The organism is Sphaerotilus hippei (assembly GCF_003201595.1).
In the GTDB taxonomy this organism is placed as follows: domain Bacteria; phylum Pseudomonadota; class Gammaproteobacteria; order Burkholderiales; family Burkholderiaceae_C; genus Sphaerotilus; species Sphaerotilus hippei.
In genome coordinates this window covers 245152-271832 of record NZ_QJJS01000003.1, presented here as the reverse complement: position 1 = coordinate 271832, position 26681 = coordinate 245152, and the positions used below count along the sequence as shown (strand labels likewise).

Sequence of the window (26681 nt, the reverse complement as noted above, 5' to 3'; positions counted from 1 at the left end):
ACAACCAGATTTCGGTCTTGACCAAATAGGGGCGCAAGGGCCGCTACCGGCCCCTGTCCTGTGCTCACAAACCTGCCAGCAGCAGGGCGTCGCGGGTCAGCAGCAGCACCTGATCCTCGCCCGCACTGGTTTCCAGCCAGACCGCCTCGAGGGTGGGGAAGGCGTTCTCGAAGTGGTGGCGCTCGTGGCCGATCTCCAGCACCAGCACGCCTTCGCCGCTCAGCTGGCCCGAGGCCTGCTGCAGCAGCGGCCGGATGAAGTCCATGCCATCCCGGCCACCGGCCAGTGCCAGTTCCGGCTCGGCCTGGTATTCAGGGGGCAGCGACTGCATCGATTCGCTGTTGACGTACGGAGGATTGCACAGGATCAGGTCGTAGGGGCCGTGCACCGAGGCCAGGCCGTCGCTGCTCATCAGCGTGATGCGCTCGGTCAGGTGATGGCGCTGCACATTGACCTTGGCCACCTCGAGGGCGGCCTCGGACAGGTCCGCACCATCGACCTCGACCTCGGGAAACGCCATCGCCGCCAGGATGGCCAGGCTGCCGTTGCCGGTGCACAGGTCCAGCACCCGGCGCGTGCGGTCGGACAGCCAGGCATCCAGCGCCACGCCGTATTCCGGATCGACCAGCAGCTCGGCGATGAAGGAGCGTGGCACGATGCTGCGTTCATCGACGTAGAACGGCACGCCCTGCAGCCAGGCTTCGTGCGTCAGGTAGGCCGCGGGCTTGCGGCTGCGGATGCGTTCATCGATCAGCGCCTGCACCGCCTTGGCCGAGGCTTCGGTCACCGGCGCCTGGGCCAGTTCATCCAGGCCGTCCAGCGGCAGGCCGAGTTTCCAGAGCGTCAGCCAGGCGGCTTCGTCGAAGGCGTTGCCGGTGCCGTGTCCGTAGGACACGCCCGCGGCGTCGAGCTGGTGCGCCATGGCGTCGACCAGGAGTCGCACAGTGTTCATGTCAGCAGGTTCCTCAGCGTGTTCAGGTAGATGTCCTTGAGCGGCTGCAGCGCGGACAGCTCGCAGTGCTCGTCGATCTGGTGGATGGTGGCGTTGACCGGGCCGAACTCCACCACCTGCGGGCAGATCCTGGCGATGAAGCGCCCGTCGGAGGTGCCGCCGGTCGTCGACAGCGTGGCCTGCCGGCCGGTCACCGTGGTGATCGCGTCGCCCAGCGCGGCCAGCAGCGTGCCGGGTCGGGTCAGGAAGGGCCGGCCGCTGAGCGTCCAGTCCAGGCGGTAGTCCAGGCCATGCCGGTCGAGCACCTCGTGCACGCGCGCGCGCAGCGTCTCCGGCGTCGATTCGGTCGAGAAGCGGAAATTGAAGTCGACCTGCAGCTCGCCGGGGATGACGTTGGTCGCGCCGGTGCCGGCGTGGATGTTGGACATCTGCCAGCTGGTGGGCGGGAAATGCTCGTTGCCCTCGTCCCAGCTCACCGCGGCCAGTTCGGCCAGCGCCGGCATGGCCGCGGCGATCGGGTTGCGCGCCAGGTGCGGGTAGGCGATGTGGCCCTGCTTGCCGACGACCACGAGGCGACCCGACAGCGAGCCGCGCCGGCCGTTCTTGATCATGTCGCCGATCACCTCGACCGAGGTCGGCTCGCCGACGATGCAGGCGTCCAGCGTCTCGCCGCGGGCCTCGAGCCACTCGCAGACCCGCACCGTGCCATCCACCGACGGACCTTCCTCGTCACTGGTCAGCAGGAAGGCGATGCGCCCGGCGTGCATCGGCCGGGTCGCGACGAATTCCTCGACCGCGACGACCATGGCCGCCAGCGAGGCCTTCATGTCGGCGCTGCCGCGGCCGTAGAGCCGGCCGTCGCGGTGGCTGGGCACGAAAGGATCGGTGGTCCAGCGCTCGCGCGGTCCGGTGGGCACGACGTCGGTGTGGCCGGCCAGCACCAGGGTCGGGCCGGGTCGGCCGCCATCGCGCACCGCCCACAGGTTGCTGACCACGCCGTCGGACGGGCCGAAGGGCAGGGCGGTGCAGGCGAAGCCGAGCGGCTCCAGCCGCGCGGTGATCAGGTCCTGGCAGCCGGCGTCGTCCGGGGTGACCGAGGCGCGGGAAATCAGCTGCTCGAGCAGCGTGAGGGTGGGCAGGTGCATGGGATGAAGGTTCAGCGCGTGGACTTCCCGGGGGAAGCCGCGCGGCTGGCGAAGCTGGTCAGGCGCGCGATGCCGCTGGGCATCTGGGCGCTCGGCTTGCCGTTGTTGTGCACGTCGAGCGTGATCTCGGTGAACGAGGGGCCGGGTTCGGCCTCGACCTCGATCTCGCTCTGGCGTTTCTGGTCGACCATGTTGTTCTGCAGCCGCCACAGCAGGTTGGTCGGGGAGTCGGCGTGGCTCAGGCCCTCCTCGCGGGTGACCAGGCCATCGGTGATCAGGCGGGCGATGTCGGATTCGAAGGTCTGCGAGCCCTCGGCCATCGAGCGCTCCATCGCCTCCTTGACGCCGGCGAAGTTGCCCTGGTCGATCATCTCGGCCACCAGCTGGGTGTTGAACAGCACCTCGACCGCCGGCACGCGCCCGCCGCGCACCGAACGCAGCAGGCGCTGCGAGATGACGGCACGCAGGCCCGAGGACAGGTCCGACAGCAGCGACGGCCGCGCCTCCGGCGTGTAGAACGACAGGATGCGGTTGAGCGCGTGGTGGCTGTTGTTGGCGTGCATGGTCGACAGCACCAGGTGGCCCGACAGCGCGTACGACAGCGCCGCGCTCATGGTGTGGCGATCGCGGATCTCGCCGATGAACAGGCAGTCCGGTGCCTGGCGCATCGCGTTCTTCAGGCCGATCTGCAGCGACTGCACGTCGCGGCCGACCTCGCGCTGGTTGACCACCGACTTGTAGTTGGTGAACAGGAACTCGATCGGGTCCTCGATGGTGAGGATGTGGCCCGCGACCTGGCGGTTGCGGTGCTGGATCATCGACGCGAGCGTGGTGCTCTTGCCGGTACCCGTGGCGCCCACCATCAGCACCAGGCCACGCCGGGCCATGGCCAGCGTGCTCAGCGACTCCGGCAGGTTCAGCGAGTCGAGCTGCGGGATCTCGGTGGGCATGCAGCGGAACACCGCCGCGAGCGTGCCGCGCTGCTTGAAGGCCGACAGGCGGAAGGTCGCCACGTCGGGCATCGGCAGGCCGATGTTGAGCTCGCCGGTCTCGTCGAGCTCCTCGAGCTGCGCGGGGGTCAGGATCTCGGCCAGCAGCTGGCGTGGCTGCTGCGGACCCAGCGACTCCTGGGTCAGCTGCAGCATCTGGCCGTTGATCTTGATCAGGATCGGCATGCCGGCCGACAGGAACACGTCCGAGGCCCGTTTCTCCGCCATCAGTCGCAGCACACGTTCCATGTTCTTCTGGGTACTGCTCATCGGATGTTTTCCTCGTCCTGTCCCTGTCGTGGCGGCGTCACCGCCCGGGCCGTGCTCAGTCGCGCAGCAGTTCGTTGATGCTGGTCTTCGAGCGCGTCTGGGCGTCGACCCGCTTGACGATGATGGCCGCGTACATGCTGTAGGCCGCGCCATTGGCCGCCGTCTTGGGCAGGTTGCCGCTGACCACGACCGAGCCGCTGGGCACGCGGCCGTAGCTGATCTCGCCGGTGGCGCGGTCGAAGATCGGCGTGCTCTGGCCCAGGTACACGCCCATGCCCAGCACCGAGTGCTCTTCGACGATCACGCCCTCGACCACCTCGGAGCGGGCGCCGATGAAGCAGTTGTCCTCGATCACGGTCGGGTTGGCCTGCAGCGGCTCGAGCACGCCACCGATGCCTACGCCGCCCGACAGGTGCACGTTCTTGCCGATCTGGGCGCAGGAGCCGACGGTGGCCCAGGTGTCGACCATCGTGCCTTCATCGACGTAGGCGCCGATGTTGACGTAGGAGGGCATCAGGATCGCGCCCTTGGCGACGAAGCTGCCGCGGCGCGCCACGGCCGGGGGCACCACCCGCACGCCGGTGGCGCGCAGTTCGGCGTCGCTCAGGTCGGCGTACTTGGTGGGCACCTTGTCGAAGAAGGTCAGGTCGCCGCTGCCCTGCACGACGTTGTCGTTGAGGCGGAAGCTCAGCAGCACGGCCTTCTTGACCCACTGGTTGACCTGCCACTGGCCGACGGCCTGGCGTTCGGCCACGCGCAGGCGGCCGGCGTCGAGTTCGGCGATCACGTGGCTGACGGCTTCACGCACTTCGGCCGGGGCTGCGGTGATGGACAGGCTGGTTCGGTCGTCCCAGGCGGCTTCGATGATCTGCTGGAGTTGTTGGCTCATGGTGGAAGTCTGGACAGGAAAAAAGGGGAGTCGGTGCAGGGCTCGGACGACGAGCTCAGCGGCTGCGGTGCTGGGTGATGCAGTCGACGATGCGCTGTGCGGCTTCGGTGCATTCGTCGACGCCGGCCACCAGGGCCATGCGGATGCGTCCGGCGCCCGGGTTCACGCCGTGCGCCTCGCGGGCCAGGTAGCTGCCCGGCAGCACGGCCACATTGTATTGAGCCAGCAGCAGCCGGGTGAACTCGGTGTCCGAGCCGCCGCAGACGTCCTCGGGCACGCGGGCCCAGAGGTAGAAGCCCGCGTCGGGCAGGCGCACGTCCATCACCCGCGCCAGCATCGGCGTGACCTGGTCGAACTTGCGGCGGTAGAGCGCACGGTTCTCGACCACGTGGGCCTCGTCGTTCCAGGCGGCGACGCTGGCCAGCTGCACCGCCGGGTTGACGGCGCTGCCGTGGTAGGTGCGGTAGAGCTGGAAGGCCTGCAGCACCTGGGCATCCCCGGCGACGAAGCCCGAGCGCAGGCCCGGCACGTTCGAGCGTTTGGACAGGCTGGTCAGCACGACGAGCCGGCGGAAGTCGTCGCGGCCGAGCCTGCGAGCCGCCTCGAGCGCGCCCAGCGGGGCCTCGTCGCGGAAGTAGATCTCGGAGTAGCACTCGTCGGAGGCGATGACGAAGCCGTGCCGGTCCGACAGCTCGAACAGCTGGCGCCACTCGTCCAGCGGCAAGACCGCCCCGGCCGGATTGCCCGGCGAGCAGACGTAGAGCAGCTGGGTGCGTGACCAGGTGGCCTCGTCGATCTGGCCCCAGTCGGCCGCGAAGTTGCGGGCCGGATCGCTGTTGGCGAACACCGGCGTGGCGCCCGACAGGAAGGCCGCGCCTTCATAGATCTGGTAGAAAGGATTGGGGCTGACCACCACCGCGCCGCCGCGCTCGAGGTCGCGCGTGGGGTCGATGACGGTCTGGGCCAGCGCGAACAGCGCCTCGCGCGAGCCGTTGACCGGCAGCACCTGGCGGGCCGGGTCGAGCGTCACGCCGTAGCGGCGCTGCACCCAGTCGGCGCAGGCCTGGCGCAGCACCGGCAGGCCGGCGGTGGCGGGATAGGCCGCCAGGCTGTCCAGCGAGGCGGCCAGCGTCTCCTTGAGCAGCGCCGGTGCCGGGTGCTTGGGCTCGCCGATGCCCAGGCTGATGGGGCGCAGCGCGGGGTTGGGGGTGATGTCGCGGATCAGCAGGCGCAGCCGTTCGAACGGATAAGGCTGCAATCGGTTCAGCAGGGGATTCATGGGGCGTGATTATCCGGCCTGGCGCGCCGGCTTCCTCGCCCTCGGGTGTATCGACGAGGAAACTCCCGTCCGGTCCGGTGCGCCGAGGTCGGGTGGTATCATCCACGCTGTTTGCCGGCTTGCCGTAACGCCATAAAAACAACTCTATTCAACAGCTTGGCGCGCACACTTCAAGCCGCTCGTCAGGCTTTCGGCCGGTGATTGCCGCCGTTCATGTCTCATGCGACTGAATTCGATCAAGCTGTCGGGCTTCAAATCCTTCGCGGATCCGACCCATTTCCAGCTGCCGGGCCAGCTGGTCGGGGTGGTCGGTCCCAACGGCTGCGGCAAATCCAACATCATGGATGCCGTGCGCTGGGTGCTGGGTGAAAGCAAGGCCAGCGAGCTGCGTGGCGAGTCCATGCAGGACGTCATCTTCAACGGCTCGGGCAACCGCAAGCCGGCCAGCCGCTCCAGCGTCGAGCTGATCTTCGACAACACGCTCGCGCGCGCCGGCGGCCAGTGGAACCAGTTCAGCGAGATCGCCGTCAAGCGCGTGCTCACGCGCGACGGCACCAGCAGCTACTTCATCAACAACCAGCCGGTGCGCCGCCGCGACGTGCAGGACGTGTTCCTGGGCACCGGCCTGGGCCCGCGGGCCTACGCCATCATCGGCCAGGGCACGATCAGCCGCATCATCGAAAGCCGCCCGGAAGAGCTGCGCCTGTTCCTGGAGGAGGCCGCGGGCGTCTCCAAGTACAAGGAGCGGCGCCGCGAGACCGAGCTGCGCCTGCGCGACACCCGCGAGAACCTGGTGCGGGTCGACGACATCCTGCGCGAGCTCAACGCCCAGCTCGAGCGCCTGGAGGTGCAGGCGGAGGTCGCGGCGCGTTATCACCGTCTGCAGGAGAGCGGCACGCTCAAGCTGCAGCAGCTGTGGTTCCTGAAGCACCGCGACGCCACCACCGAGCAGGACCGGGTGCGCCTGGCGGTGGCCGAGGCCACGACGGCGCTCGAGGCCCGCCTGGCCGATCTGCGTCAGGTCGAGGCCGAGCTCGAGTCGGTGCGCCAGGCCCACTACGAGGCCAATGACGAGCTGCACGCGGCCCAGGGCGCGCTGGCCGAGGCGGCGATGGACGTCAGCCGGCTCGAGGAGCGCATCCGCCACGTGGTCGAAGGCCGCCAGCGCGCCGAGCGGCGCCTGGCCGAGGTGGCCGCGCAGAACCAGCAGTGGGCGCTCAAGCGTGACGAATCCGCCGCCGAGCTCGAGCACATCGCCGAGCAGATCCTCGTGGCCGAGGAGCAGAGCGAGGTGCTGGCCGCGCAGGCCGAGGAGCAGTCCATGGCGCTGCCGGTGGCCGAGGATCTGCTGCGCACCCGTGGCCAGGCGGCCGCCCGCCAGCGGGCCCAGGCCGCGGAGATCCAGCAGCAGATCCAGCTGCTGGCCGCGCAGTCGCGCAACCTCGACGAGCGCAGCCGCGACCTGCAGCAGCGCCGCGAGCGCCTGGCCACCGAGCGCCGCCAGCTGGCGGCCCCCGACGACGATCGCCTGAGCCTGCTGCGCAGCCAGATGAGCGAGGCCGAGGTGCAGCAGCTGGCCGCCCACGAGCAGCTGCAGGCGCTGTCGCTGCAGGTGCCGCAGCTCGACGAGCAGCGGCGTGCCCGGCAGGCGCAGGTCAACGGCGAGTCGGCCCGCCAGGCCGAGCTGTCGGCCCGGCTGGAGGCGCTGCGGGCGCTGCAGGAGAAGGTCCAGACCGAAGGCAAGCTCAAGCCCTGGCTGGCGCGCCACGGCCTGGACGACCTGAAGGGCCTGTGGACCCGGCTGCACGTCGAGCCGGGCTGGGAGACCGCCCTCGAGGCGGCGCTGCGCGAGCGCCTGAACGCGCTGGCGGTCGGCCGCATCGACACGGTGCGGGCCTTCGAGCTCGATGCGCCGCCGGCCAAGCTGGCCTTCTACACCCCGCCGGCGTGCGCACCGGCCGCCCGCACGCCGGCCTTGCCCGGCCTGGTCGACCTGCTGCGGCTGCAGGACACCGGCCTGAAGGCGCTGCTGGCCGACTGGCTCGAGGGGGTCTACACCGCGGCCACGCTGGACGAGGCGCTGTCGCTGCGCGCCGGTCTGGCGCATGGCGAGGTGGTCATGACCCCCGCGGGCCACGCGGTCAGCGCGCATGCGGTCAGCTTCCACGCGCCGGACTCCGAGCAGGCCGGCATGCTGGCGCGCGCCCATGAGATCGAGAACCTGACGCTGCAGCTGCGTGCCCAGACCCTGATGGCCGACGAGGCGCGCAGCGCGCTGGTGCGCAGCGAGGCCGCCTACACCGAAGCGGCCCAGCACCTGACGCTGGCCCGCCGCGAGGCCGGCGAGACGCAGACGCGGGCGCACCAGCTGCAGGTCGAGGTGCTGCGCCTGGCGCAGCAGGCCGAGCAGGTGACGCTCAGGCGCGACCAGCTGACGGCCGAGCTGGAGGAGATCGACGCCCAGCTCGAGGAGCTGGAGGAGCGTCGCCTGACCGGCGAGGCCCGCTTCGAGGAGCTCGACCTCACGCTGGCCGAGGAGCAGGAGCGCCACGCCACGCTGGAGGACCAGGTGATCGAGGCCGAGCGGCGCCTGGCCGACGCGCGCGAGCAGCAGCGCAGCCTCGAGCGCCGGGCCCAGGAAGCCCAGTTCGCCGCCCGCACGCTGCTGGCACGCCGTGGCGAGCTGCAGCGGGCCACCGAGACCGCCCAGCAGCAGCTGCTGGGCAACGAGCGTTTTGCCGAGCAGCTCCAGGAGGAGCTGGCGCGCCTGGACGACGCGGCCACGCAGGACGGCCTGCAGGAAGCGCTTGCGCTGCGGCTCGAGCGCGAGGCGGTGCTGGCCCGCACGCGCAGCCGCTACGACGAGCTGTCGATCCAGCTGCGCCGCGCCGACGAGATGCGCCTGGGTCACGAGCGCAGCCTGCAGCCGCTGCGCGACGAGATCACCCGGCTGCAGCTCGAGGAGCAGGCCGCCCAGCTGGGCGGCGCCCAGTACATGGAGCAGCTGCTGGCCGCGGCCGTCGACCTGGCCGCGCTGGCCCGGGGCATCGAGTCCGGCCAGGTCCGCCTGCACGGGCTGCAGACGGAGATCGACCGCATCAACCGCGAGATCACCGCGCTGGGGGCGGTTAACCTGGCCGCGCTCGACGAACTCGGGGCCGCCCGCGAGCGCAAGGGTTTCCTCGACGCGCAGAACGAGGACCTGACCCGGGCGATGACCACGCTCGAGGACGCGATCCGCAAGATCGACCTGGAGACCCGCGACCTGCTGAAGGCCACCTTCGACCAGGTCAACGAGGGTTTCGGCGAGATGTTCCCGAGCCTGTTCGGCGGCGGCCAGGCCCGGCTGGTGATGACCGGCGACGAGATCCTCGACGCCGGCGTGCAGGTCATGGCCCAGCCGCCGGGCAAGAAGAACAGCACCATCCACCTGCTGTCGGGTGGCGAGAAGGCACTGACGGCGATCGCGCTGGTGTTCGCCATCTTCCTGCTGAACCCGGCGCCGTTCTGCCTGCTCGACGAGGTCGATGCACCGCTGGACGACGCCAACACCGAGCGTTACGCCCGGCTGGTGCAGAAGATGTCCAGCGGCACGCAGTTCCTGTTCATCTCGCACAACAAGATCGCCATGGAAATGGCGGAACAGCTGATCGGCGTGACGATGCAGGAACAGGGCGTTTCGCGCATTGTGGCCGTCGACATGGAGGCGGCCATGACCATGGCTGAGGCATGATGTCCATTCATGCGCAACAAGAACGAATGAGCAAGACGGCGTGAGCAATCCTGGCTTGATACCGATCACTCCCGCCGGTCCGGCGGCGACGAGGGAGCTGCAGTCATGAAATCCCTGCAACTCTGGCTGGCCGTCCTGGGCGGGCTGCTGCTGGCTGCCTTCATCGCCCACGGTGCCTGGCAACAGCGCAAGGGGCGCCGCGGCTTCCAGCCCGACACCCTGCCGAGCCCGCCCCCGCTGGCCCCGACGATGGCGACGATGGCACCTGCCCCCCAGCAGGAGCCGCGGTTCGAGAGCACCGAGCCGGTCGAGGACGAGGGCCTGCGGCCCGCCGAGCTCAGCGCCGAGCTCAGCGCCGAGCAGATGGCGCCGGCGCCCGTGCCGTTCACCGCCGCGCCCCGCTGGCAGGTGCACGCCCCGCCGATCGATGCCCGCATCGATGCCGTGGCCCGCCTGTCGCTGGAGGCGCCGGTGTCGGGCGAGACCGTCATCGCGCACCTGCCGCCCACCCGCCGTGCCGGGGCCAAGCCCTACGCGATCGAAGGCCGCAACCGGGACACCGGCGAGTGGGAGTGCCCCGGCACCGAGACCTGGTACACCGAGCTGCAGGCCGGCGTGCAGCTGGTCAACCGGCTGGGCGCGCTCAACGAGATCGAATACTCCGAGTTCGTCCAGAAGGTGCAGGCCTTTGCCGACGCGGTCGGCGCGACCGCCGATTTCCCGGACATGCTCGACGTGGTGGCCCGCGCCCGCGAGCTCGATGCCTTCGCCAACGACCACGATGCGCAGCTGGCGATGCGCCTGCACACCGCCCGCACGCCCTGGCCGCTGAACTGGGTGCAGCAGCATGCCGCCCGCCACGGCTTCATCGCCGGCGCCACCGCCGGGCGCATGGTGCTGCCGTCGGCCCAGGACGGCGCCCCGCCCATCCTGGCCCTGCAGTTCGATGCCCAGGCCGCGCTGGCCGACGATCCGCGCGAGGCCCGCATCAGCGAGATGTCGCTGGTGTTCGACGTGCCCCAGACGCCCTCGCGCGAGCAGGGCTTCAACGCCTGGTGCGCTGCCGGCCAGGCCCTGTCGATCGCGCTCGATGCCCAGGTCTTCGATGACCAGGGCCGGGCGCTGCAGGACACCTCCTTCCCCCGCATCGCCGAGGACCTGTCCGCGCTTTATGCCTCGCTGGCCGAGCGGGGCCTGCCCGCCGGCAGCCCGGCGGCGAGGCGACTCTTCAGCTGACGTCCATGATGCCTTCCGATTCCGATCTGTTCGCGGCCCCTGACCAGGGCCGTTTTTCATCCGGCCCGGCCGACGGACCGGCCGCCCGGGCGGCCGAGCTGCGCGGGCTGCTGCACCACCACGCCTGGTGCTACCACGTGCTCGACGCCCCCGAGCTGCCGGATGCCGGATACGACCGGCTGTTCGCCGAGCTGCAGGCGCTCGAGGCGGCCCACCCCGAGCTGCGCTGCGTCGATTCGCCCACGCAGCGCGTGATGGGCCAGGTGCTCGACGGCTTCACCCCGGTGCGCCACGCGGTGCCGATGCTCAGCATCCGCACCGAGACCGACACCGAGGCCAGCGGCGCGGCGGCCTTCGACGCCCGCGTGCGCCGCGAGCTCGAGCTCGGCGAGGACGCGCCGCCGGTCGAATATGCCGCCGAGCTCAAGTTCGACGGCCTGGCGATCAACCTGCGTTATGAGCAGGGCGTGCTCGTGCGGGCCACCACCCGCGGTGACGGCGAGACCGGCGAGGACGTGACGCAGAACATCCGCACCATCGGCCAGATCCCGCTGCGCCTGCAGGGCGACGAGACGGCGGCCCGTGCCGAGGTGCTGGAAGTGCGCGGCGAGGTCCACATGCGCCGCGACGACTTCGAGGCCCTCAACGAGCGCCAGCGGGCGCTGATCGCCGCCGGCACGAAGAACGAGAAGACCTTCGTCAACCCGCGCAACGCCGCCGCCGGGGCGGTGCGCCAGCTCGACCCGGCCATCGCCGCCCGGCGCCCGCTGAGCTTCTTCGCCTACGGCGTCGGGGAACTCAAGGGCCTGAACCTGCCCGCCACGCACGGCGAGCTGCTCGACCTGCTGGCCCGCCTGGGCCTGCCGGTGTGTGAACACCGCGCGGTGCTGCACGGCGCCCAGGGCGAGGGCGGGCTGGTCGCTTTCCACCAGCGCATCGGGGCGATGCGTGACCGGCTGCCCTTCGACATCGACGGCGTGGTCTACAAGGTCAACAGCCTGGCGCTGCAGCAGCGGCTGGGCTTCGTCACCCGCGAGCCGCGCTGGGCGGTGGCGCACAAGTACCCGGCCCAGGAACAGATGACCCGCCTGCTGGGCATCGACATCCAGGTCGGTCGCACCGGCAAGCTCACGCCGGTGGCCAAGCTCGAGCCGGTGTTCGTCGGTGGCACGACGGTCAGCAACGCCACGCTGCACAACGAGGACGAGGCCCGCCGCAAGGACGTGCGCGTGGGCGACACGGTGATCGTGCGCCGCGCCGGTGACGTCATCCCCGAGGTGGTCGGCGTGGTGCTCGACCGCCGCCCGGCCGACGTCGGCGAGCCGCTCGACCTCTACCGGCGCCTGTCGGGCCGCTGCCCGGTCTGCGGCAGCACGATCACCCGCGAGGAGGGCGAGGTCGACTGGCGCTGCTCGGGCGGGCTCTACTGCCCCGCGCAGCGCAAGCAGGCCATCCTGCACTACGCCAGCCGCCGCATGATGGACATCGAGGGCCTGGGCGACCGGCTGGTCGACCAGCTGGTGGACGCCGGCCTGATCCGCACCTTGCCCGAGCTCTACACGCTGGGGCTGGGCAAGCTGTCGATGCTCGAGCGCATGGGCGACCGCAGCGCGCTCAACCTGGTGGCCGCGCTCGAGAAGAGCAAGTCGACCACGCTGGCGCGTTTCCTGTTCTCGCTGGGCATCCGCCACGTGGGAGAGGCCACGGCCAAGGAGATGGCACGCCATTTCGGCTCGCTCGACCGGCTGATGGACGCGAGCATCGAGCAGTTGCTGGAGGTGCGCGACGTCGGCCCCATCGTCGCGACGAGCCTGCGCACCTTCTTCGACCAGCCGCACAACCGCGAGGTGGTCGAGCAGCTGCGGGCGGCCGGCATCCACTGGCCCGAGCACGACGGGCAGGTGCAGGACGACACGCCCAGGCCGCTGTCGGGCATGACCCTGGTGCTGACCGGCACGCTGCCGACCCTTGGCCGCGACGAGGCCAAGGCACTGATCGAGGCCGCGGGTGGCAAGGTCAGCGGCTCGGTCTCGAAGAAGACCCGCTTCGTGGTGGCCGGCGAGGAAGCCGGCAGCAAGCTCGACAAGGCGCGCGACCTGGGCCTGACGGTGCTCGACGAGGCGGGCCTGCTGGCCTTGCTGGCCGGGCCTGCCGAGGCCGGCCCGCCGGATGCGGGCGTGGAGCCGCCCGCGCACGACGCGGCCTGAAGGCCGCGCGCCGGATCCGCGCGGGCCCGGCGCGGCCCGGCCTCAGGCCTGTTCGAGCGCGCGGGCCGCGCCCATCAGCGCGGGCGAGACCTCGGCGTTGATCACCAGCACCGGCATCGCGGCCAGGTAGTCCTGGAAACGGCCCTTGGCCTCGAAACGCTTGCGGAACAGCGACTGGTCGAAGAAGGCCCCCAGGCGCGGCACGATGCCCCCGCCGATGTAGACCCCGCCGTGGGCGCCCAGCGTCAGCGCGAGGTTGCCGGCCACCGAGCCGAGCAGGGCGCAGAAGTGCTCCAGCGCCTCGACGCAGGCCGGATCGCTGCCGTTGAGGCCGCGGTCGCTGACGTCGGCCGGGCGCATCGGGTCCGGCGCCCGGCCGTTGAGCGCGCAGACCGCATCGTAGAGTGCCACCAGACCGGCCCCCGAGAGGGCACGTTCGGCCGAGGCGTGGCCGTAGCGGCGACGCAGCTGGTCGATCAGCGCGGCCTCGCGGGCGTTGACGGCCGACAGCGTCACATGGCCCCCTTCGCCCGACAGCGGCACCCAGCGCCCGGCGCTGGGCAGCAGGCCCGACACGCCCAGGCCCGTGCCCGGGCCCAGCAGCGCGATCGGCGCATTCGCGCGGGCGCTGCCACCACCGACCTGGCGCAGCTGCCCGGCCTGCAGCGAGGGCAGCGACAGCGCCAGCGCGGTGAAATCGTTGATCACCACCAGCCGCTGCAGGCCGAGTTCGGCCTGCAGGGCGCTGATCGAGAACGCCCAGTGGTGGTTGGTCATGCGCACCTCGTCCCCGGTGACCGGGTTGGCGATGCCCATGGCCATCGAGGCGGCCCCGTGGTGGCCGGTGCGGGCCAGGTAGTCGCGGGCGGCGTCGGCCAGCGTCGGATGGCCCGACGTGGGCAGCGCCATCACGTCGGCGATCTCCGCACCAGCGTGTTCGATCCAGCCGAAACGGGCGTTGGTGCCGCCGATGTCGGCGACCAGATGCGGATAGGGCGAGCCGTGGATACCGTTTGTCATGAAGGGGAAGGCAGAAAGTAGCTCGGTGTGATCGCTCGACGCAAAAAAGGCGCCAGGGGCGCAGCGCATGCGTTTTCACGCACACCGCGGCATCCTAGCGCCTTGCTCGGGTATCAGGGGGGTTTCAGGCGACGAGGCGCTGCTGGTTCTCGCCGTCGAACAGGTGGACCTGGGTGGGGCTCCAGGCCAGGTGCAGCCGGTCGCCCACCCGCTGCGTGACCTTGCCGGGCACGCGCGCGACCAGCGGGCCCACGGCGGTGTCCAGCGTGGCGTAGGTTTCCGGGCCGGTCGGCTCGAGCATCGTGATCTCGGCGCCCATGCCGCTGTCGGCGAACGAGATCGCCTCGGGGCGCAGGCCGTAGGTCACCGTGCGCGTGCCGGCGCGGGCCGCCAGCGCCGCGCCGTGCGAGGCGTCCAGCGGCAGCGTCACGCCGTGGGCGACCACGCTGTGCGCGTCGCGATGGGCCTCGACCATGTTCATCGCCGGCGAGCCGATGAACTCGGCCACGAAGCGGGTGGCCGGGCGGTCGTAGATGTCGTCGGGCGTGCCGAACTGCAGCACCACGCCGTCCTTCATCACCGCGATGCGGTCGCCCAGCGTCATCGCCTCGACCTGGTCGTGGGTGACGTAGACGGTGGTGGTCTTCGTGCGCTGGTGCAGCAGCTTGATCTCGGCGCGCATCTCCACGCGCAGCTTGGCGTCGAGGTTGGACAGCGGCTCGTCGAACAGGAACAGCGACGGATCGCGCGCCAGCGCCCGGCCCATGGCCACGCGCTGACGCTGGCCGCCCGACAGCGCGCCCGGCTTGCGGCTGAGCAGGTGCTCGATCTGCAGCATCTTGGCCACGCGCGCCACGGCGGCCTCGCGCTCGGCCTTGGGCACCTTGCGCATCTCCAGCGCGAAGGCGATGTTCTCGGCCACGCTCATGTTCGGATAGAGCGCGTAGCTCTGGAACACCATCGCGATGTCCCGGTCCTTGGGCAGGGCGTGCGTGATGTCGCGCTCGCCCAGGAAGATGTGGCCCGAGGTGGGCGAGTCCAGCCCGGCGATCATCGACAGCAGCGTCGACTTGCCGCAGCCCGACGGGCCGACCAGGATCAGGAATTCGCCCTTGTCGATCTCGAGGTCGATGCCCTTGAGGATGTTGACGTCGCCGTAGCTCTTGCGGACGTTGCGTATGGAGAGTGCACCCATGATGGCCTCTGTAGTCTCTTGCTCTTAACCCTTGACCGCGCCGGCGGTCAGCCCGCGCACGAAGTACTTGCCGGCCAGCACGTAGACCGCGAGCGTCGGCAGCGCCGCGATCATGGCGGCGGCCATGTCGACGTTGTATTCCTTGACCGAACTCGAGGTGTTGGCCAGGTTGTTCAGGCCCACCGTGATCGGCTTGGAGTCGGCGCCCGAGAACACCACGCCGAACAGGAAGTCGTTCCAGATGTTGGTGAACTGCCAGATCAGCGTGACGACCAGGATGGGCGTGGACAGCGGCAGCACGATGCGCCAGAAGATGCGGAAGAAGCCGGCACCGTCGAGCATCGCCGCCTTGATCAGCTCGTCGGGCAGGCCGATGTAGTAGTTGCGGAAGAACAGCGTGGTCGAGGCCAGGCCCATCAGCACGTGCACGCAGACCAGGCCCCAGACCGAGTCCGACAGGCCGATCCAGCCCAGCACCTGCGACATCGGCAGCAGCACGACCTGCAGCGGCATGAACACGCCGAACAGCATCAGCGAGAACAGCAGCTCGCTGCCCTTGAAGCGCCACTTGGTCAGCACGTAGCCGTTGAGCGCGCCCAGCGTGGTCGAGATCGCCACCGCCGGCACGATCATGATCAGCGAGTTGAAGAAGTAGGGCTTCAGGCCGCTGCAGTCGGTGCCGGTGCACGAGGTCGACCAGGCCTTGCCCCAGGCGTCGAAGTTGAGCGCGCTGGGCAGCGACAGCAGGTTGCCGTTGCGGATGTCGGCCATGTCCTTGAGCGACGTGGCCAGCATCACGTAGAGCGGCAGCAGGAAGAAGGCCGCGAACAGGAGCAGCAGGCTCCAGATGATGAATCGGTGCAGGGTTTTCATGACGTTCTCGGGTGCCGCATCACTTGCGCGAGCGCAGTTCGCTGTAGAGGTAGGGCACGACGATGGCGGCGATGGTCGCCAGCATCACGGTGGCCGAGGCCGCGCCCAGGCCGATCTGGCCGCGGGTGAAGGCCATCGAGTACATGAACGTGGCCGGCACGTCCGTGGCGTAGCCCGGGCCGCCGGCGGTCAGCGCCATGACGAGGTCGAAGCTCTTGATCGCGATGTGGGCCAGCACCATCAGCGTGCTGAAGAACACCGGGCGCAGGCTGGGGATCAGGATGCGCCAGTAGATGCGCGGCAGGCTCGCGCCATCGACCTGGGCGGCCTTGATGATGGACTCGTCGATGCCGCGCAGGCCGGCCAGGAACAGCGCCATCACGAAGCCCGCGCTCTGCCAGACCCCGGCGATGACCACGGTGTAGATCGCCAGGTCCGGGTCGACCAGCCAGCCGAAGGTGAAGCTCTCGAAGCCCCAGGACTGCACCACGTGCTCGATGCCCAGGCCCGGGTTGAGGATCCACTTCCAGGCCGTGCCGGTGACGATGAAGCTCAGCGCCATCGGGTAGAGGTAGATCGTGCGCAGCACCCCTTCGGCCCGGATCTTCTGGTCCAGCAGGATGGCCAGCAGCAGGCCCACGGCCATGCCCACGCCGATGAACAGCACGCTGAAGATGCCCAGGTTCTTCAGCGCCACCATCCAGCGCTCGCTCTCGAAGAGGATCTCGTACTGGGCCAGTCCGACGAACTCGTAGTTCGGCAGCAGGCGCGAGGCCGAGACCGACAGGTAGCCGTTCCAGGCGATCAGGCCGTAGATGAAGAGGAACGAGATCAGGAAACTGGGCGCCAGCACGAGGCGTGGCAGCCAGTGGTCCAGTCTGCGAGCAGTGGGGGAGGTGGCCATGGGCGGTCGGTTTCTCAAAAAAAAGCCCCCCGCGCGCGTGGCCAGGGGGCTGTGGTGCGCAAGCGCCTTACTTCATCTTGGCGGCGGCGGCGATCTTGTTCATCGCATCGGCAGCGCTCATCTTGTCGCTGTTCCAGAACTGGCTGACCACATCCTTGATCGCGCCTTCGGCCGACGAGGACACCGCCATGCCGTGGGCGATCGACGGCACCAGCGAGCCGCTCTTGGCGGTGGCGACGAAGTCGTTCGAGCTCAGCTTGGCGCAGTCGTCGAACTTGTCCATCTTCATGTTCAGGCGCACCGGGATCGAGCCCTTGTTCAGGTTGAACACTTCCTGGAAGTCCGGCGACATGATGGCCGCGGCCAGGTCCTTCTGGGCCTTGACCTTGTCATCGCCCTTGACCTTGAACATCGCGAACGAGTCGACGTTGAAGGTGAAGGCCTTGGCCGTGCCCGGAGCGGCGGCGCAGGTGAAGTCCTTGCCCGGGACCTTGCCGGCGGCGATGAACTCGCCCTTGGCCCAGTCACCCATGATCTGCATGCCGGCCTCGCCCTTGATCACCATCGCGGTGGCCAGGTTCCAGTCGCGGCCCGGGGCGTTCTTGTCGGTGTAGTCCTTGACCTTCTTGAAGGTGGTCAGGACCTTTTCCATCGTCGGGCTCTTGAGCGTGCCCTGGTCCAGCTGCACCAGCGCCTTCTTGTAGAACTCGGTGCCGCCCACGCCCAGCGCGACCGCCTCGAACGTGGTGAAGTCCTGCCAGTTCTGGCCACCGTGGGCGATCGGGATGATGCCCGCGGCCTTCAGCTTCTCGGCGGCGGCAAAGAACTCGTCCCACGTCGCCGGCACCTTGGCGCCGGCCTTCTTGAAGGCCTCCGGGTTGGCCCACAGCCAGTTCACGCGGTGCACGTTGACCGGCACGGCGACGTAGTTGCCCTTGTACTTCATGACGTTGGCGACCACCGGCGGCAGCAGGCTGTCCCACTTCTCGGCCTTGGCCACGTCGTCGATGTTGGCCAGCACGCCCTCGGCCGCCCATTCCTGCAGCGACGGGCCCTTGATCTGGGCGGCGGCCGGGGCGTTGCCCGAGACCACGCGCGACTTCAGCACGGTCATGGCCGAGTCACCGCCACCGCCGGCCACGGCAAAGTCCTTCCACGTGTGGCCCTTGGCCTGCAGCGTGGCCTTCAGGGCGCTGGCGGCCTTGGCTTCGCCGCCGGCCGTCCACCAGTGCAGCACCTCGACTTCACCGGCAACGCTCAGGCCTGCGAAGCCGACCAGGGCGGCAGCGGCGATCAGGTGGCGGGCAAAGCGTGCGGCAGGGGCTTTTTGCATCGTGTTCATCGGGTCTCCGTTGTGGTGAAGTCGCCACCTCTGTTGGTGACGGTGACCGAAGATTAACGATGCATTAATAGCTTAACGATAGGTGAAATCCCCAATCCCCCGGGTCAAGGGGTGGCCGCCGGCCGGCTCGACAGCGGCAGCACGATGCGCGCGCGCAGTCCGCGCGGTTTCAGGCTCTCCAGCTCGGTGCGACCGCGGTGGCGCTCGACGATCTCGCGCACGATGGCCAGCCCCAGGCCGCAGCCGCTGCTGTCGTGCGTGGCGCGGAAGAAGCGCTCGAACACCCGCTCGTGCAGCTCGGCGGGCAGGCCCGGCCCGTTGTCGTCGACCTCGACGACGGCCAGGCCGGGGCCGCCGGCATGCACCCGCACCGTCACCTCGCTGTGGCGCCCGGCGTAGCGGATGGCGTTGTCGATCAGGTTGATGACCGCCTCGCGGATCAGCAGCGCCTGGCCTTCGACGGGCAGGGCAGTCTCGTCGTCGCCGTCGGCCTCGTCCAGTCCCAGGTCCACGCCCTGGCCGAGCGCACGCGGCACCAGTTCGGCGGTCAGCTCGTGCACCATGCGGCGCAGGTCGAAGCAGCTGCGCCCGACCGCCGAGACCGACTCGGGTTCGGCCCGCGCCAGCGTGAGCAGCTGGGTGACCAGGTGCACGCTGCGGGTCGCGCTTTCGTTGACCCGCTCCAGCCGGGCGCGCAGCAGCGGGTCGCCGGCCTCCTTCAGCGCCAGTTCGGTCTGGCCTTTCAGGCCGGCCAGCGGGGTGCGCAGCTGGTGGGCGGCGTCGCTGATGAAACGCCGCTGCACCACGACGTTCTCGTGCACCGACAGCAGCAGGCTGTTGAGGGCCACGGCCAGGTCACGGACCTCCTCCGGCGCGGCCTTGAGCTCGATGGGAGCGAGGTTGTTGGGCGCTCGCCCGCCGACCGCATCGCGCAGCCGGGTCAGCGGCGCCAGACCGTTGCGCACCCCCGCCCAGACCAGCGCCGACATCATCAGCATCAGCACCGACAGCGGCAGCACCGTGTCGAGCAGGATGCCCGAGGCCAGGGCCTCGCGGCTGATGCGGCTCTTGGCGACCTGCACCATCATGGTCTGCTGGTTGCCGGCCTCGCCCCAGGCCAGCGCGATCGCGCCCACGCGGACCGGGATCGACACGCCATCGCGGGCGATGACGGCGCCGTCGTAGAAGGTGGGCCGGTCATCGCGCAGCGGCGAGCCGGCGGGCGGGCCGGAGAGCTTGTGGTTGCCGAGGATGAACTGCCCCGGCGGGGAGCTGACGGTGTAGTAGACCTGATCGTCCGGATCGGTCTCGATGATGTCCTGGGCCGCGCGCGGAAAGTCGATCAGCAGGCCGCTGCCGATGGGCTTGACCTGCCGGGCCAGCGCCCGGGCCAGCATGTAGAGGCTGCGGTCATTGGCCTGGTGGGCGTAGCTCAGCGCGACGTTGTAGCTGACCGTGGCCGCCGCGAACCACAGCACGAGCTGGGGCAGCAGCAGCCAGGTCAGCAGCTGGCGGCGCAGCGATCCGCCGCTGACGATGGCGCGGTCCATGCGAGCCGGTGCCGACGTGCGCTCAGTCCTGCGACTCGAGCAGGTAGCCCAGGCCGCGCACGGTGCGGATGCCCACGCCGGAGCCCTCGAGCTTGCGCCTCAGGCGGTGGATGTAGACCTCCAGCGAGCTGGGGCCGCCACTCTCGGAGACCTCGGTCGACCAGGCCTGGGCGATCTGCTCCTTGGTGATGACCTTGCGGCGCTGGGTCAGCAGCAGGTCGAGCAGCAGCCACTCGCGGGGCGACAGGTCGACGGGCTGGCCCGCCACGGTGGCGCGGCGGGTGTCGCGGTCGAACTGCAACTGGCCCACGGTCATCGCTGCCGCCATCGAGGCGCTGGCGGTCGTGCCGCCCGGTCCGTGGGTGCGGCGCAGCACCGCCCGGATGCGGGCTTCGAGCTCCGGGAAGTCGAAGGGCTTGGTCAGGTAGTCGTCGGCCCCCGCGTTCAGGCCGGCGACCCGGTTCTCCAGGCCGTCCAGTGCCGTCAGGATCAGCAGCGGAAGGGTCTGCTGGGCCGCGCGGACCCGCTGGATGACGGACAGGCCGTCGACCAGCGGCAGGCCCAGGTCGATGATGCCGACATCGAAGGGCTGGCGGGTCAGCAGGTATTCGGCCACCGCCCCGTTGGTGGCCACCTCGACCTCGAAGCCCGCCGACTGCAGATTGGCCGACAGCGCGTCGGCCAGCAGCGCATCGTCCTCGGCGAGCAGGGCGCGCATGACTGGTGGCGTCATGGCCCTCGAGCTCAGTCCGACTCGCCCGGGGTCTGACCCACCATCACGTGGCTGAAGCCGCCGTCGACGTAGGTGATCTCCGAGGTCATGCCCGCGGCCAGGTCCGACAGCAGGAACGCGGCCACGTTGCCAACGTCCTCGATGGTGACCGTGCGGCGCAGCGGCGCGTTCTGCGCGAACAGGTTGAGCAGCTTGCCGAAGTCCTTGATGCCGCTGGCCGCCAGCGTGCGGATCGGGCCGGCCGAGATGCCGTTGACGCGGATGCCGCGCGGGCCGAGGTTGGCGGCGAGATAACGCACGCTGGCCTCGAGCGAGGCCTTGGCCAGGCCCATCGTGTTGTAGTTCGGCACGAAGCGCATGGCGCCCAGGTAGCTCAGCGTCAGCAGCGAGGCATTGCTGCGCAGCTGCGGCAGGGCGGCCTTGGCCAGTGCCGGGAAGCTGTAGGCCGAGATGTCGTGGGCGATGCGGAAGGACTCGCGGCTCAGGCCGTCGAGGAAGTCACCGGCGATCGCCTCGCGCGGGGCGAAGCCGATCGAGTGCACGAAGCCGTCGAAGCCGTCGGTCCAGACCTGGCCGAGGTCACTGAACAGGCGCTCGATCTGGGCGTCGTCACCGACGTCACAGTCGAAGACCAGGCTGGAGTCGAACTCGGCAGCAAAATCGGTGATGCGGTCCTTGAAGCGTTCGCCCACATAGCTGAAGGCGAGCTCGGCGCCCTCGCGCTTGCAGGCGCGGGCAATGCCATATGCGATCGAACGATTCGAAAGCAGGCCGGTGATCAGAAGGCGTTTGCCGGCGAGAAAACCCATGAAGTCTCCGGTTCGGGGAACTGAGGAAGTCGTGGATTGTCTCACGCGCCGCCCGGGTTCCGTCCACCCCTCGTGCAGCCCCGCCTGCCAGGCGGGTCCGGTGGGCCGGGTCGAGTCGCCCCTTGCTGCAGACTGCTTTCTGGGTGATAATCTCGAATTCGCTAAGTCGCTTCAAGTGAATAAACGTTTCATTCACTTTTTTGCTTCATGCTCGTGACCCGGCTTTGAAGGCTGGAAATCGCGGGTGGTGAGGTCAGAATATCAAGTGCGGCAGCCGGCTTCTGTGCCTGATGCGGTGCTCCATCTGTGGGTGGAGTGCGCGTCGGGCGCTCGCCTGGGCTGCCGTTGTTGTTGATGGCGCGGCTGAATGGTCTTGAACTGAACAGGAAAATCGCATCGATGAGTTGGCAGCAAGCCGTTGAGAAGACAGTGACCGGGATGGGCTACGAGCTCGTCGATTGCGGGCGCAGTCCGGGTGGCTTGCTCGGCGTTTTCATCGATCGGGTGCCTGAGAGGGTCTATCCCAGCGGTCCCGGCGAGTTCATCACCGTCGACGACTGCGAACTGGTGACGCGCCAGCTGCAACTGGTGCTGGAAGTGGCCAACGTCGATTACGGCCGGCTCGAGGTGTCCTCGCCGGGTCTGGATCGACCCCTGCGCAAGGCGGCGGATTTCCGCCGCTTCGCCGGCTCCGAGATCGACCTGACGCTCAAGGTCGTCTTCCAGGGACGCAAGAAATACCGCGGACTGCTGCGCCTGGCCGAGCCGGCCGCCGACAGCGAGGCGGCGCCGCAGGCCGATTCCTTCGAGCTGGTGTTCCAGGACGGCAAGGAAGACAAGGTGCTCGGCTTCACGATCGAGGAGATCCGTGAGGCCCGTCTGGTGCCCTTGGTGGACTTCAAGAAGAAACGCAAGAACGCCGGGGAAGACGCGGCCGACAAGACTCAGGAATCCGGAGGTCACGAAGAATGAACCGCGAACTGTTGATGCTGGTGGACGCGATTTCGCGTGAGAAGAACGTCGAGCGTGACGTGGTGTTCGGCGCCGTCGAACTGGCGCTGGCCTCGGCCACCAAGAAGCTGTACGAAGGCGAAGTCGACATCCGTGTCGCCATCGACCGCGACACCGGCGTGTACGAGACCTTCCGCCGCTGGCACGTCGTGCCGGACGAGGCCGGTCTGCAGGAAGCCGAGGCGGAGATCCTGCACTTCGAAGCCAAGGAACAGATCGACGACATCGAGGTGGGCGACTACCTCGAGGAGCCGGTGGAGTCGGTGCCGATCGGTCGCATCGGTGCCCAGGCGGCCAAGCAGGTGATCCTGCAGAAGATCCGTGACGCCGAGCGCGAGCAGCTGCTCAACGACTTCCTGTCGCGCGGCGAGAAGATCTTCAACGGCACGGTCAAGCGCCTGGACAAGGGTGACCTGATCATCGAGAGTGGCCGGGTCGAGGGTCGTCTGCGTCGCAGCGAGCTGATCCCCAAGGAAAACCTGCGCAGCGGCGACCGGGTGCGGGCCATGATGGTCGAGATCGACTCGACCCTGCGCGGCCCCCAGATCCTGCTGTCGCGCTCCGCGCCGTCGTTCATGATCGAGCTCTTCCGCCAGGAAGTGCCCGAGATCGAGCAGGGCCTGCTGGAGATCAAGACCTGCGCCCGGGATCCGGGTTCGCGCGCCAAGATCGCCGTGGTCTCCTACGACAAGCGGGTCGACCCCATCGGCACCTGCGTCGGGGTGCGTGGCTCGCGTGTCAACGCGGTCACCAATGAACTCGCCGGCGAGCGGGTGGACATCGTGCTGTGGTCGGAGGATCCGGCCCAGTTCGTGATCGGCGCCCTGGCGCCGGCCAATGTCCAGTCGATCGTGGTCGACGAAGAGAAGCACGCGATGGACGTGGTGGTCGACGAGGAGAACCTCGCGATCGCCATCGGACGTGGCGGGCAGAACGTGCGCCTGGCCTCGGACCTCACGGGCTGGCGCATCAACATCATGACGGCCGAGGAGTCGGCCGCCAAGGAGGCTCAGGAGTCCGACGGCATCCGCAAGCTCTTCGTCGAGAAGCTCGACGTGGACGAGGAAGTCGCCAACATCCTGATCGCCGAAGGTTTCGCCAGTCTGGAAGAGCTGGCCTATGTGCCGCTTCAGGAAATTCTGGAGATCGACGCCTTCGATGAGGAGACGGTGCAAGAATTGCGCAATCGTGCCAAGGACGTCCTCCTGACGATGGAAATCGCCAAGGAAGAAGAGGCGGAAGAAGTCTCTCAGGACCTGCGTGATCTGGAGGGCCTGACGCCCGAACTGATCGCGGCGCTGGCGGAAGGTGGCGTCCATACCCGCGATGACCTCGCGGACCTGGCGGTGGACGAACTGACCGAGATGACGGGTGTCGACGAGGCGAATGCCAAGGCACTGATCATGAAAGCGCGCGAACACTGGTTCGCTGTCTGACACCGCACTCGCCCGACGACACTGCACGCACGTCTCAAGGAATCATCGACATGGCTGTGACCACCGTTGCTCAGTTCGCTGCCGAGCTCAATCGCCCGGCATCGACACTGCTCGAGCAACTCCAACACGCAGGTGTGAACAAGGCTTCGGCCGGTGACGCGCTCACCGAGACCGACAAGGAACGCCTGCTCGCCTACCTGCGCAATGCGCACGGCACCACCAGTGCCGACCGCAAGAAGATCACGCTGACGAAAAAATCGACCAGCGAGATCAAACAGGCTGACGCCTCGGGCAAGGCCCGCACCATCCAGGTCGAGGTCCGCAAGAAGCGTGTCTTCGTCAAGCGTGATGGGGCCGCCGGTGGCGCCGAAGTGGCTGAAACCGACGCCGAGGACCTCGAGCTCCAGCGGCGCGAGGAAGAAGCCGAACGTGAGGCGCAAGCGCTGCGCCTTGAAGAAGAAGCTGCTGCCGAACGGCGCCGCGTGGCTGAAGAGCAGGAACAGCAGGCCCGTGAAGCCCGCGCCCGCGAAGAAGCCGAACGTGTCGCTCGCGAAGCGGCTGCCCGTGCGGCCGCCGAAGCGCAAGCCGCAGCAGTCCGCGAACAGGAAGCTCTTGCAGCAGCAGCAGTGGTCACCGCTCAACAACAACAGAAACCGGCAGCAGCCGCTCCGGCCACCCCCGTGGCCGTTCCCCCGCGCAGCGCGGCCCCGACTCCGACGGCAGCCGCTCGCCCGGCCACGCCCGGCATCGTCAGTACCGCAGGCGGTCCCGCCGGCACCGGTGCGGCCGTACGTGTGGTGAAGGCCGCCGATGCGGCGGCCACCGATGCGCAGCGTCAGAGCGACCTCGAGCGCCGCCGCAAGGCCGCCGAGGCGGAAGCCGCCGCCATCCGCGACATGATGGCGCGCAAGAGCAAGGTGATGATCGCCAAGAAGCCTGAAGAACCCAAGCCGGTGGCCCCCGCCGCCGCTGCGGGTGCTCAGGCCGGCAAGGACGGCATCAAGGGCACGATCCATCGTCCGAAGCCGGGCACGCCGGGTGCGGCGCCTGCCGCCACCACCGCGGCCAAGCCGGGTGACAAGAAGGCCGTCAAGTCCGAGAAGCTGTCGTCCAGCTGGGCCGATGACGCCGCCAAGAAGCGCGCCGCCGCCACCAAGGGTCGTCCGGATGCCGGCCGTGGTGGCTGGAAGTCGCCGGGTGGCCGTGGTGGTCGCCGTGGCGACTCGCGTGGCGAGAGCGCGTCGACCTTCGTCGCGCCCGTCGAGGCCCAGATCTACGAAGTCCACGTTCCCGAGACCATCTCGGTGGCCGATCTGGCCCACAAGATGTCGGTCAAGGGTTCGGAAGTCATCAAGCAGTTGATGAAGCTGGGTCAGATGGTCACCATCAACCAGCAGCTGGACCAGGAAACCGCGATGATCCTCGTGGAAGAGATGGGTCACAAGGCCTTCCCGGCCAAGCTGGACGATCCGGACGCCTTCCTCGAGGAAGAACATGCCGAGACCGCTGGCGAGTCGGTGGCTCGTCCCCCGGTCGTCACCGTCATGGGTCACGTCGACCACGGCAAGACCTCGCTGCTGGACTACGTGCGCACGGCCCGCGTGGCCGCGGGCGAAGCCGGCGGCATCACGCAGCACATCGGTGCCTACCATGTGGAGACCGAGCGTGGCGTGATCACTTTCCTCGACACCCCGGGCCACGAGGCGTTCACCGCCATGCGTGCCCGTGGTGCGAAGGCGACCGACATCGTCATCCTGGTGGTGGCCGCCGACGACGGCGTGATGCCGCAGACCAAGGAAGCCATCCACCACGCCAAGGCGGCCGGCGTGCCGATCGTGGTGGCGATCAACAAGATCGACAAGCCCGATTCGAACCTCGAGCGCGTCAAGAGCGAGCTGGTCGCCGAAGGCGTGATCCCGGAAGAGTTCGGTGGTGAGTCGCCGTTCTGCCTGGTGTCGGCCAAGACCGGCCAGGGCATCGACGAGCTGCTGGAACAGGTGCTGCTGCAGGCCGAAGTGCTGGAGCTGAAGGCTCCGGTGGTCGCGCTGGCCAAGGGCCTGGTGATCGAAGCGCGCCTGGACAAGGGCCGCGGCCCGGTGGCCACCGTGCTGATCCAGTCCGGCACCCTCAAGCGCGGCGACGCCGTGCTGGCGGGCCAGAGCTACGGCCGCGTGCGCGCCATGCTCGACGAGAACGGCAAGCCTTGCCAGGAAGCCGGACCGTCCATCCCGGTCGAGATCCAGGGCCTCACCGAGGTGCCTTCGGCCGGCGACGAGTTCATGGTGCTGTCCGACGAGCGTCGTGCCCGCGAGATCGCCACCTTCCGTCAGGGCAAGTACCGCGAAGTGACGCTGAACAAGCGCCAGGCCGCCAACCTCGAGAACATCTTCGAGGGCATGGGCCAGGGCGCTGCCCAGACGCTGCCGCTGATCATCAAGGCCGACGTGCAGGGTTCGCAGGAAGCGCTCGCGACCTCGCTGCTCAAGCTGTCGACCGACGAGGTCAAGGTGCAGATCGTGCACGCCGCGGTGGGTGGCATCAGCGAATCCGACGTCAACCTGGCGCTGGCTTCGAAGGCGGTCATCATCGGCTTCAACACGCGTGCCGATGCCGGCGCGCGCAAGCTGGCCGAGCACAACGGTGTCGACCTGCGCTACTACAACATCATCTACGACGCGGTCGACGAGATCCGTCTGGCGATGTCGGGCATGCTGGCTCCGGAGCAGCGCGAAGAGGCCCTGGGCACCGCGGAGATCCGCACCGTGTTCGTGGCGACCAAGATCGGCACCATCGCCGGCTCGATGGTCACCTCGGGTCTGGTGCGCCGCAACTGCAAGTTCCGCCTGCTGCGCGAGAACATCGTCATCTACACCGGCGAAGTCGATTCGATCCGCCGACTCAAGGACGATGTCAAGGAAGTCAAGGAAGGCTTCGAGTGCGGCATCAAGCTCAAGAACTACACCGACATCGCCGAAGGCGACCAGCTGGAGTTCTTCGAGATCAAGGAAGTGGCTCGCACCCTGTGATGCGAGTCGGGTGCGGCCTCGGCCGCACCGGTTTGCGCTGGCCCCGACCCGTGTCGGGGCCACTTTGTTTGTTCGAGGTCAT

The 26681-nt window shown here is 68.8% G+C and carries 19 protein-coding genes; 6 read left to right on the top strand and 13 right to left on the bottom strand.

All coding sequences use genetic code 11. The annotated features are described in order from the left end of the window. Nucleotides 1-64: 64 nt before the first annotated feature. From prmB to dapC, 5 genes are read right to left on the bottom strand one after another with little or no spacing between them, the layout of a single operon-like run. Nucleotides 65-952: a 50S ribosomal protein L3 N(5)-glutamine methyltransferase gene (prmB, locus tag C7444_RS04945; protein ID WP_110399718.1), complete on the bottom strand. Its 888-nt coding sequence runs from the start codon at nucleotides 950-952 to the stop codon at nucleotides 65-67. After that, nucleotides 949-2097, bottom strand: a complete 1149-nt coding sequence (gene dapE, locus C7444_RS04940; protein WP_110399717.1) for a succinyl-diaminopimelate desuccinylase — start codon at nucleotides 2095-2097, stop codon at nucleotides 949-951. The genes prmB and dapE overlap by 4 nt, the downstream gene beginning before the upstream one ends. 11 nt (nucleotides 2098-2108) lie before the next feature. Continuing rightward, the gene (locus C7444_RS04935) at nucleotides 2109-3356 is read right to left on the bottom strand and encodes a PilT/PilU family type 4a pilus ATPase (protein WP_110399716.1); all 1248 of its coding nucleotides are present in this window, start codon (nucleotides 3354-3356) and stop codon (nucleotides 2109-2111) included. Between the two features lie 55 nt (nucleotides 3357-3411). Continuing rightward, nucleotides 3412-4245, bottom strand: coding sequence for a 2,3,4,5-tetrahydropyridine-2,6-dicarboxylate N-succinyltransferase (dapD, locus tag C7444_RS04930; RefSeq protein WP_110399715.1), 834 nt, complete (start codon nucleotides 4243-4245; stop codon nucleotides 3412-3414). Nucleotides 4246-4300: 55 nt separating this feature from the next. Continuing rightward, a complete protein-coding gene (gene dapC / locus C7444_RS04925) occupies nucleotides 4301-5524 on the bottom strand; it encodes a succinyldiaminopimelate transaminase (protein WP_110399714.1) in 1224 nt (407 codons plus the stop codon). 220 nt (nucleotides 5525-5744) lie between these two features. On the opposite strand from dapC, the gene smc reads away from it, so the two are divergent. The 3 genes from smc to ligA all read left to right on the top strand — a co-directional run bounded on the left by smc (nucleotide 5745) and on the right by ligA (nucleotide 12700). Then, a complete protein-coding gene (gene smc / locus C7444_RS04920; RefSeq protein WP_110399713.1) occupies nucleotides 5745-9257 on the top strand; it encodes a chromosome segregation protein SMC in 3513 nt (1170 codons plus the stop codon). A gap of 105 nt (nucleotides 9258-9362) precedes the next feature. After that, complete coding sequence (locus tag C7444_RS04915) at nucleotides 9363-10493, top strand: cell division protein ZipA C-terminal FtsZ-binding domain-containing protein (RefSeq protein WP_110399712.1); 1131 nt, start codon at nucleotides 9363-9365, stop codon at nucleotides 10491-10493. Between the two features lie 5 nt (nucleotides 10494-10498). Further along, the gene (ligA, locus tag C7444_RS04910; RefSeq protein WP_170130632.1) at nucleotides 10499-12700 is read left to right on the top strand and encodes an NAD-dependent DNA ligase LigA; all 2202 of its coding nucleotides are present in this window, start codon (nucleotides 10499-10501) and stop codon (nucleotides 12698-12700) included. Between the two features lie 42 nt (nucleotides 12701-12742). Here the strand turns inward: ligA and C7444_RS04905 are convergent, their stop codons facing one another. From C7444_RS04905 to fabI, 8 genes are all read right to left on the bottom strand, one after another. Beyond that, entirely contained in the window at nucleotides 12743-13720 is a 978-nt protein-coding gene (locus C7444_RS04905; protein ID WP_110399711.1) for a glucokinase, read from the bottom strand. Between the two features lie 124 nt (nucleotides 13721-13844). Continuing rightward, nucleotides 13845-14915 carry an ABC transporter ATP-binding protein gene (locus C7444_RS04900; protein WP_110399710.1) on the bottom strand — a complete coding sequence of 357 codons (1071 nt, stop codon included), beginning with the start codon at nucleotides 14913-14915 and terminating at the stop codon, nucleotides 13845-13847. A gap of 24 nt (nucleotides 14916-14939) precedes the next feature. Then, on the bottom strand, nucleotides 14940-15788 hold the full coding sequence (locus C7444_RS04895) for a carbohydrate ABC transporter permease (protein ID WP_110399709.1): 849 nt from the start codon (nucleotides 15786-15788) through the stop codon (nucleotides 14940-14942). 19 nt (nucleotides 15789-15807) lie between these two features. After that, entirely contained in the window at nucleotides 15808-16692 is an 885-nt protein-coding gene (locus C7444_RS04890) for a carbohydrate ABC transporter permease (RefSeq protein ID WP_110399708.1), read from the bottom strand. Nucleotides 16693-16759: 67 nt separating this feature from the next. Next, nucleotides 16760-18025, bottom strand: a complete 1266-nt coding sequence (locus C7444_RS04885) for an ABC transporter substrate-binding protein (RefSeq protein ID WP_110399797.1) — start codon at nucleotides 18023-18025, stop codon at nucleotides 16760-16762. A gap of 113 nt (nucleotides 18026-18138) precedes the next feature. Further along, nucleotides 18139-19584 (bottom strand): sensor histidine kinase, encoded by a 1446-nt coding sequence (locus tag C7444_RS04880; RefSeq protein ID WP_110399707.1) that lies wholly within the window; start codon nucleotides 19582-19584, stop codon nucleotides 18139-18141. Nucleotides 19585-19606: 22 nt separating this feature from the next. Further along, nucleotides 19607-20302, bottom strand: a complete 696-nt coding sequence (locus C7444_RS04875) for a response regulator transcription factor (RefSeq protein WP_110399706.1) — start codon at nucleotides 20300-20302, stop codon at nucleotides 19607-19609. Nucleotides 20303-20328: 26 nt separating this feature from the next. Beyond that, on the bottom strand, nucleotides 20329-21126 hold the full coding sequence (fabI, locus tag C7444_RS04870) for an enoyl-ACP reductase FabI (protein ID WP_110399705.1): 798 nt from the start codon (nucleotides 21124-21126) through the stop codon (nucleotides 20329-20331). A 399-nt stretch (nucleotides 21127-21525) separates the two neighbouring features. On the opposite strand from fabI, the gene rimP reads away from it, so the two are divergent. Genes rimP through infB form a run of 3 tightly spaced genes read left to right on the top strand, consistent with a single transcriptional unit; the run spans nucleotide 21526 to nucleotide 26599 of the window. Continuing rightward, a complete protein-coding gene (gene rimP, locus C7444_RS04865) occupies nucleotides 21526-22098 on the top strand; it encodes a ribosome maturation factor RimP (protein ID WP_110399704.1) in 573 nt (190 codons plus the stop codon). Beyond that, the gene (gene nusA, locus C7444_RS04860; RefSeq protein ID WP_110399703.1) at nucleotides 22095-23573 is read left to right on the top strand and encodes a transcription termination factor NusA; all 1479 of its coding nucleotides are present in this window, start codon (nucleotides 22095-22097) and stop codon (nucleotides 23571-23573) included. The genes rimP and nusA overlap by 4 nt, the downstream gene beginning before the upstream one ends. Nucleotides 23574-23623: 50 nt before the next feature. Then, nucleotides 23624-26599 carry a translation initiation factor IF-2 gene (infB, locus tag C7444_RS04855; RefSeq protein ID WP_110399702.1) on the top strand — a complete coding sequence of 992 codons (2976 nt, stop codon included), beginning with the start codon at nucleotides 23624-23626 and terminating at the stop codon, nucleotides 26597-26599. Nucleotides 26600-26681 lie beyond the last annotated feature (82 nt).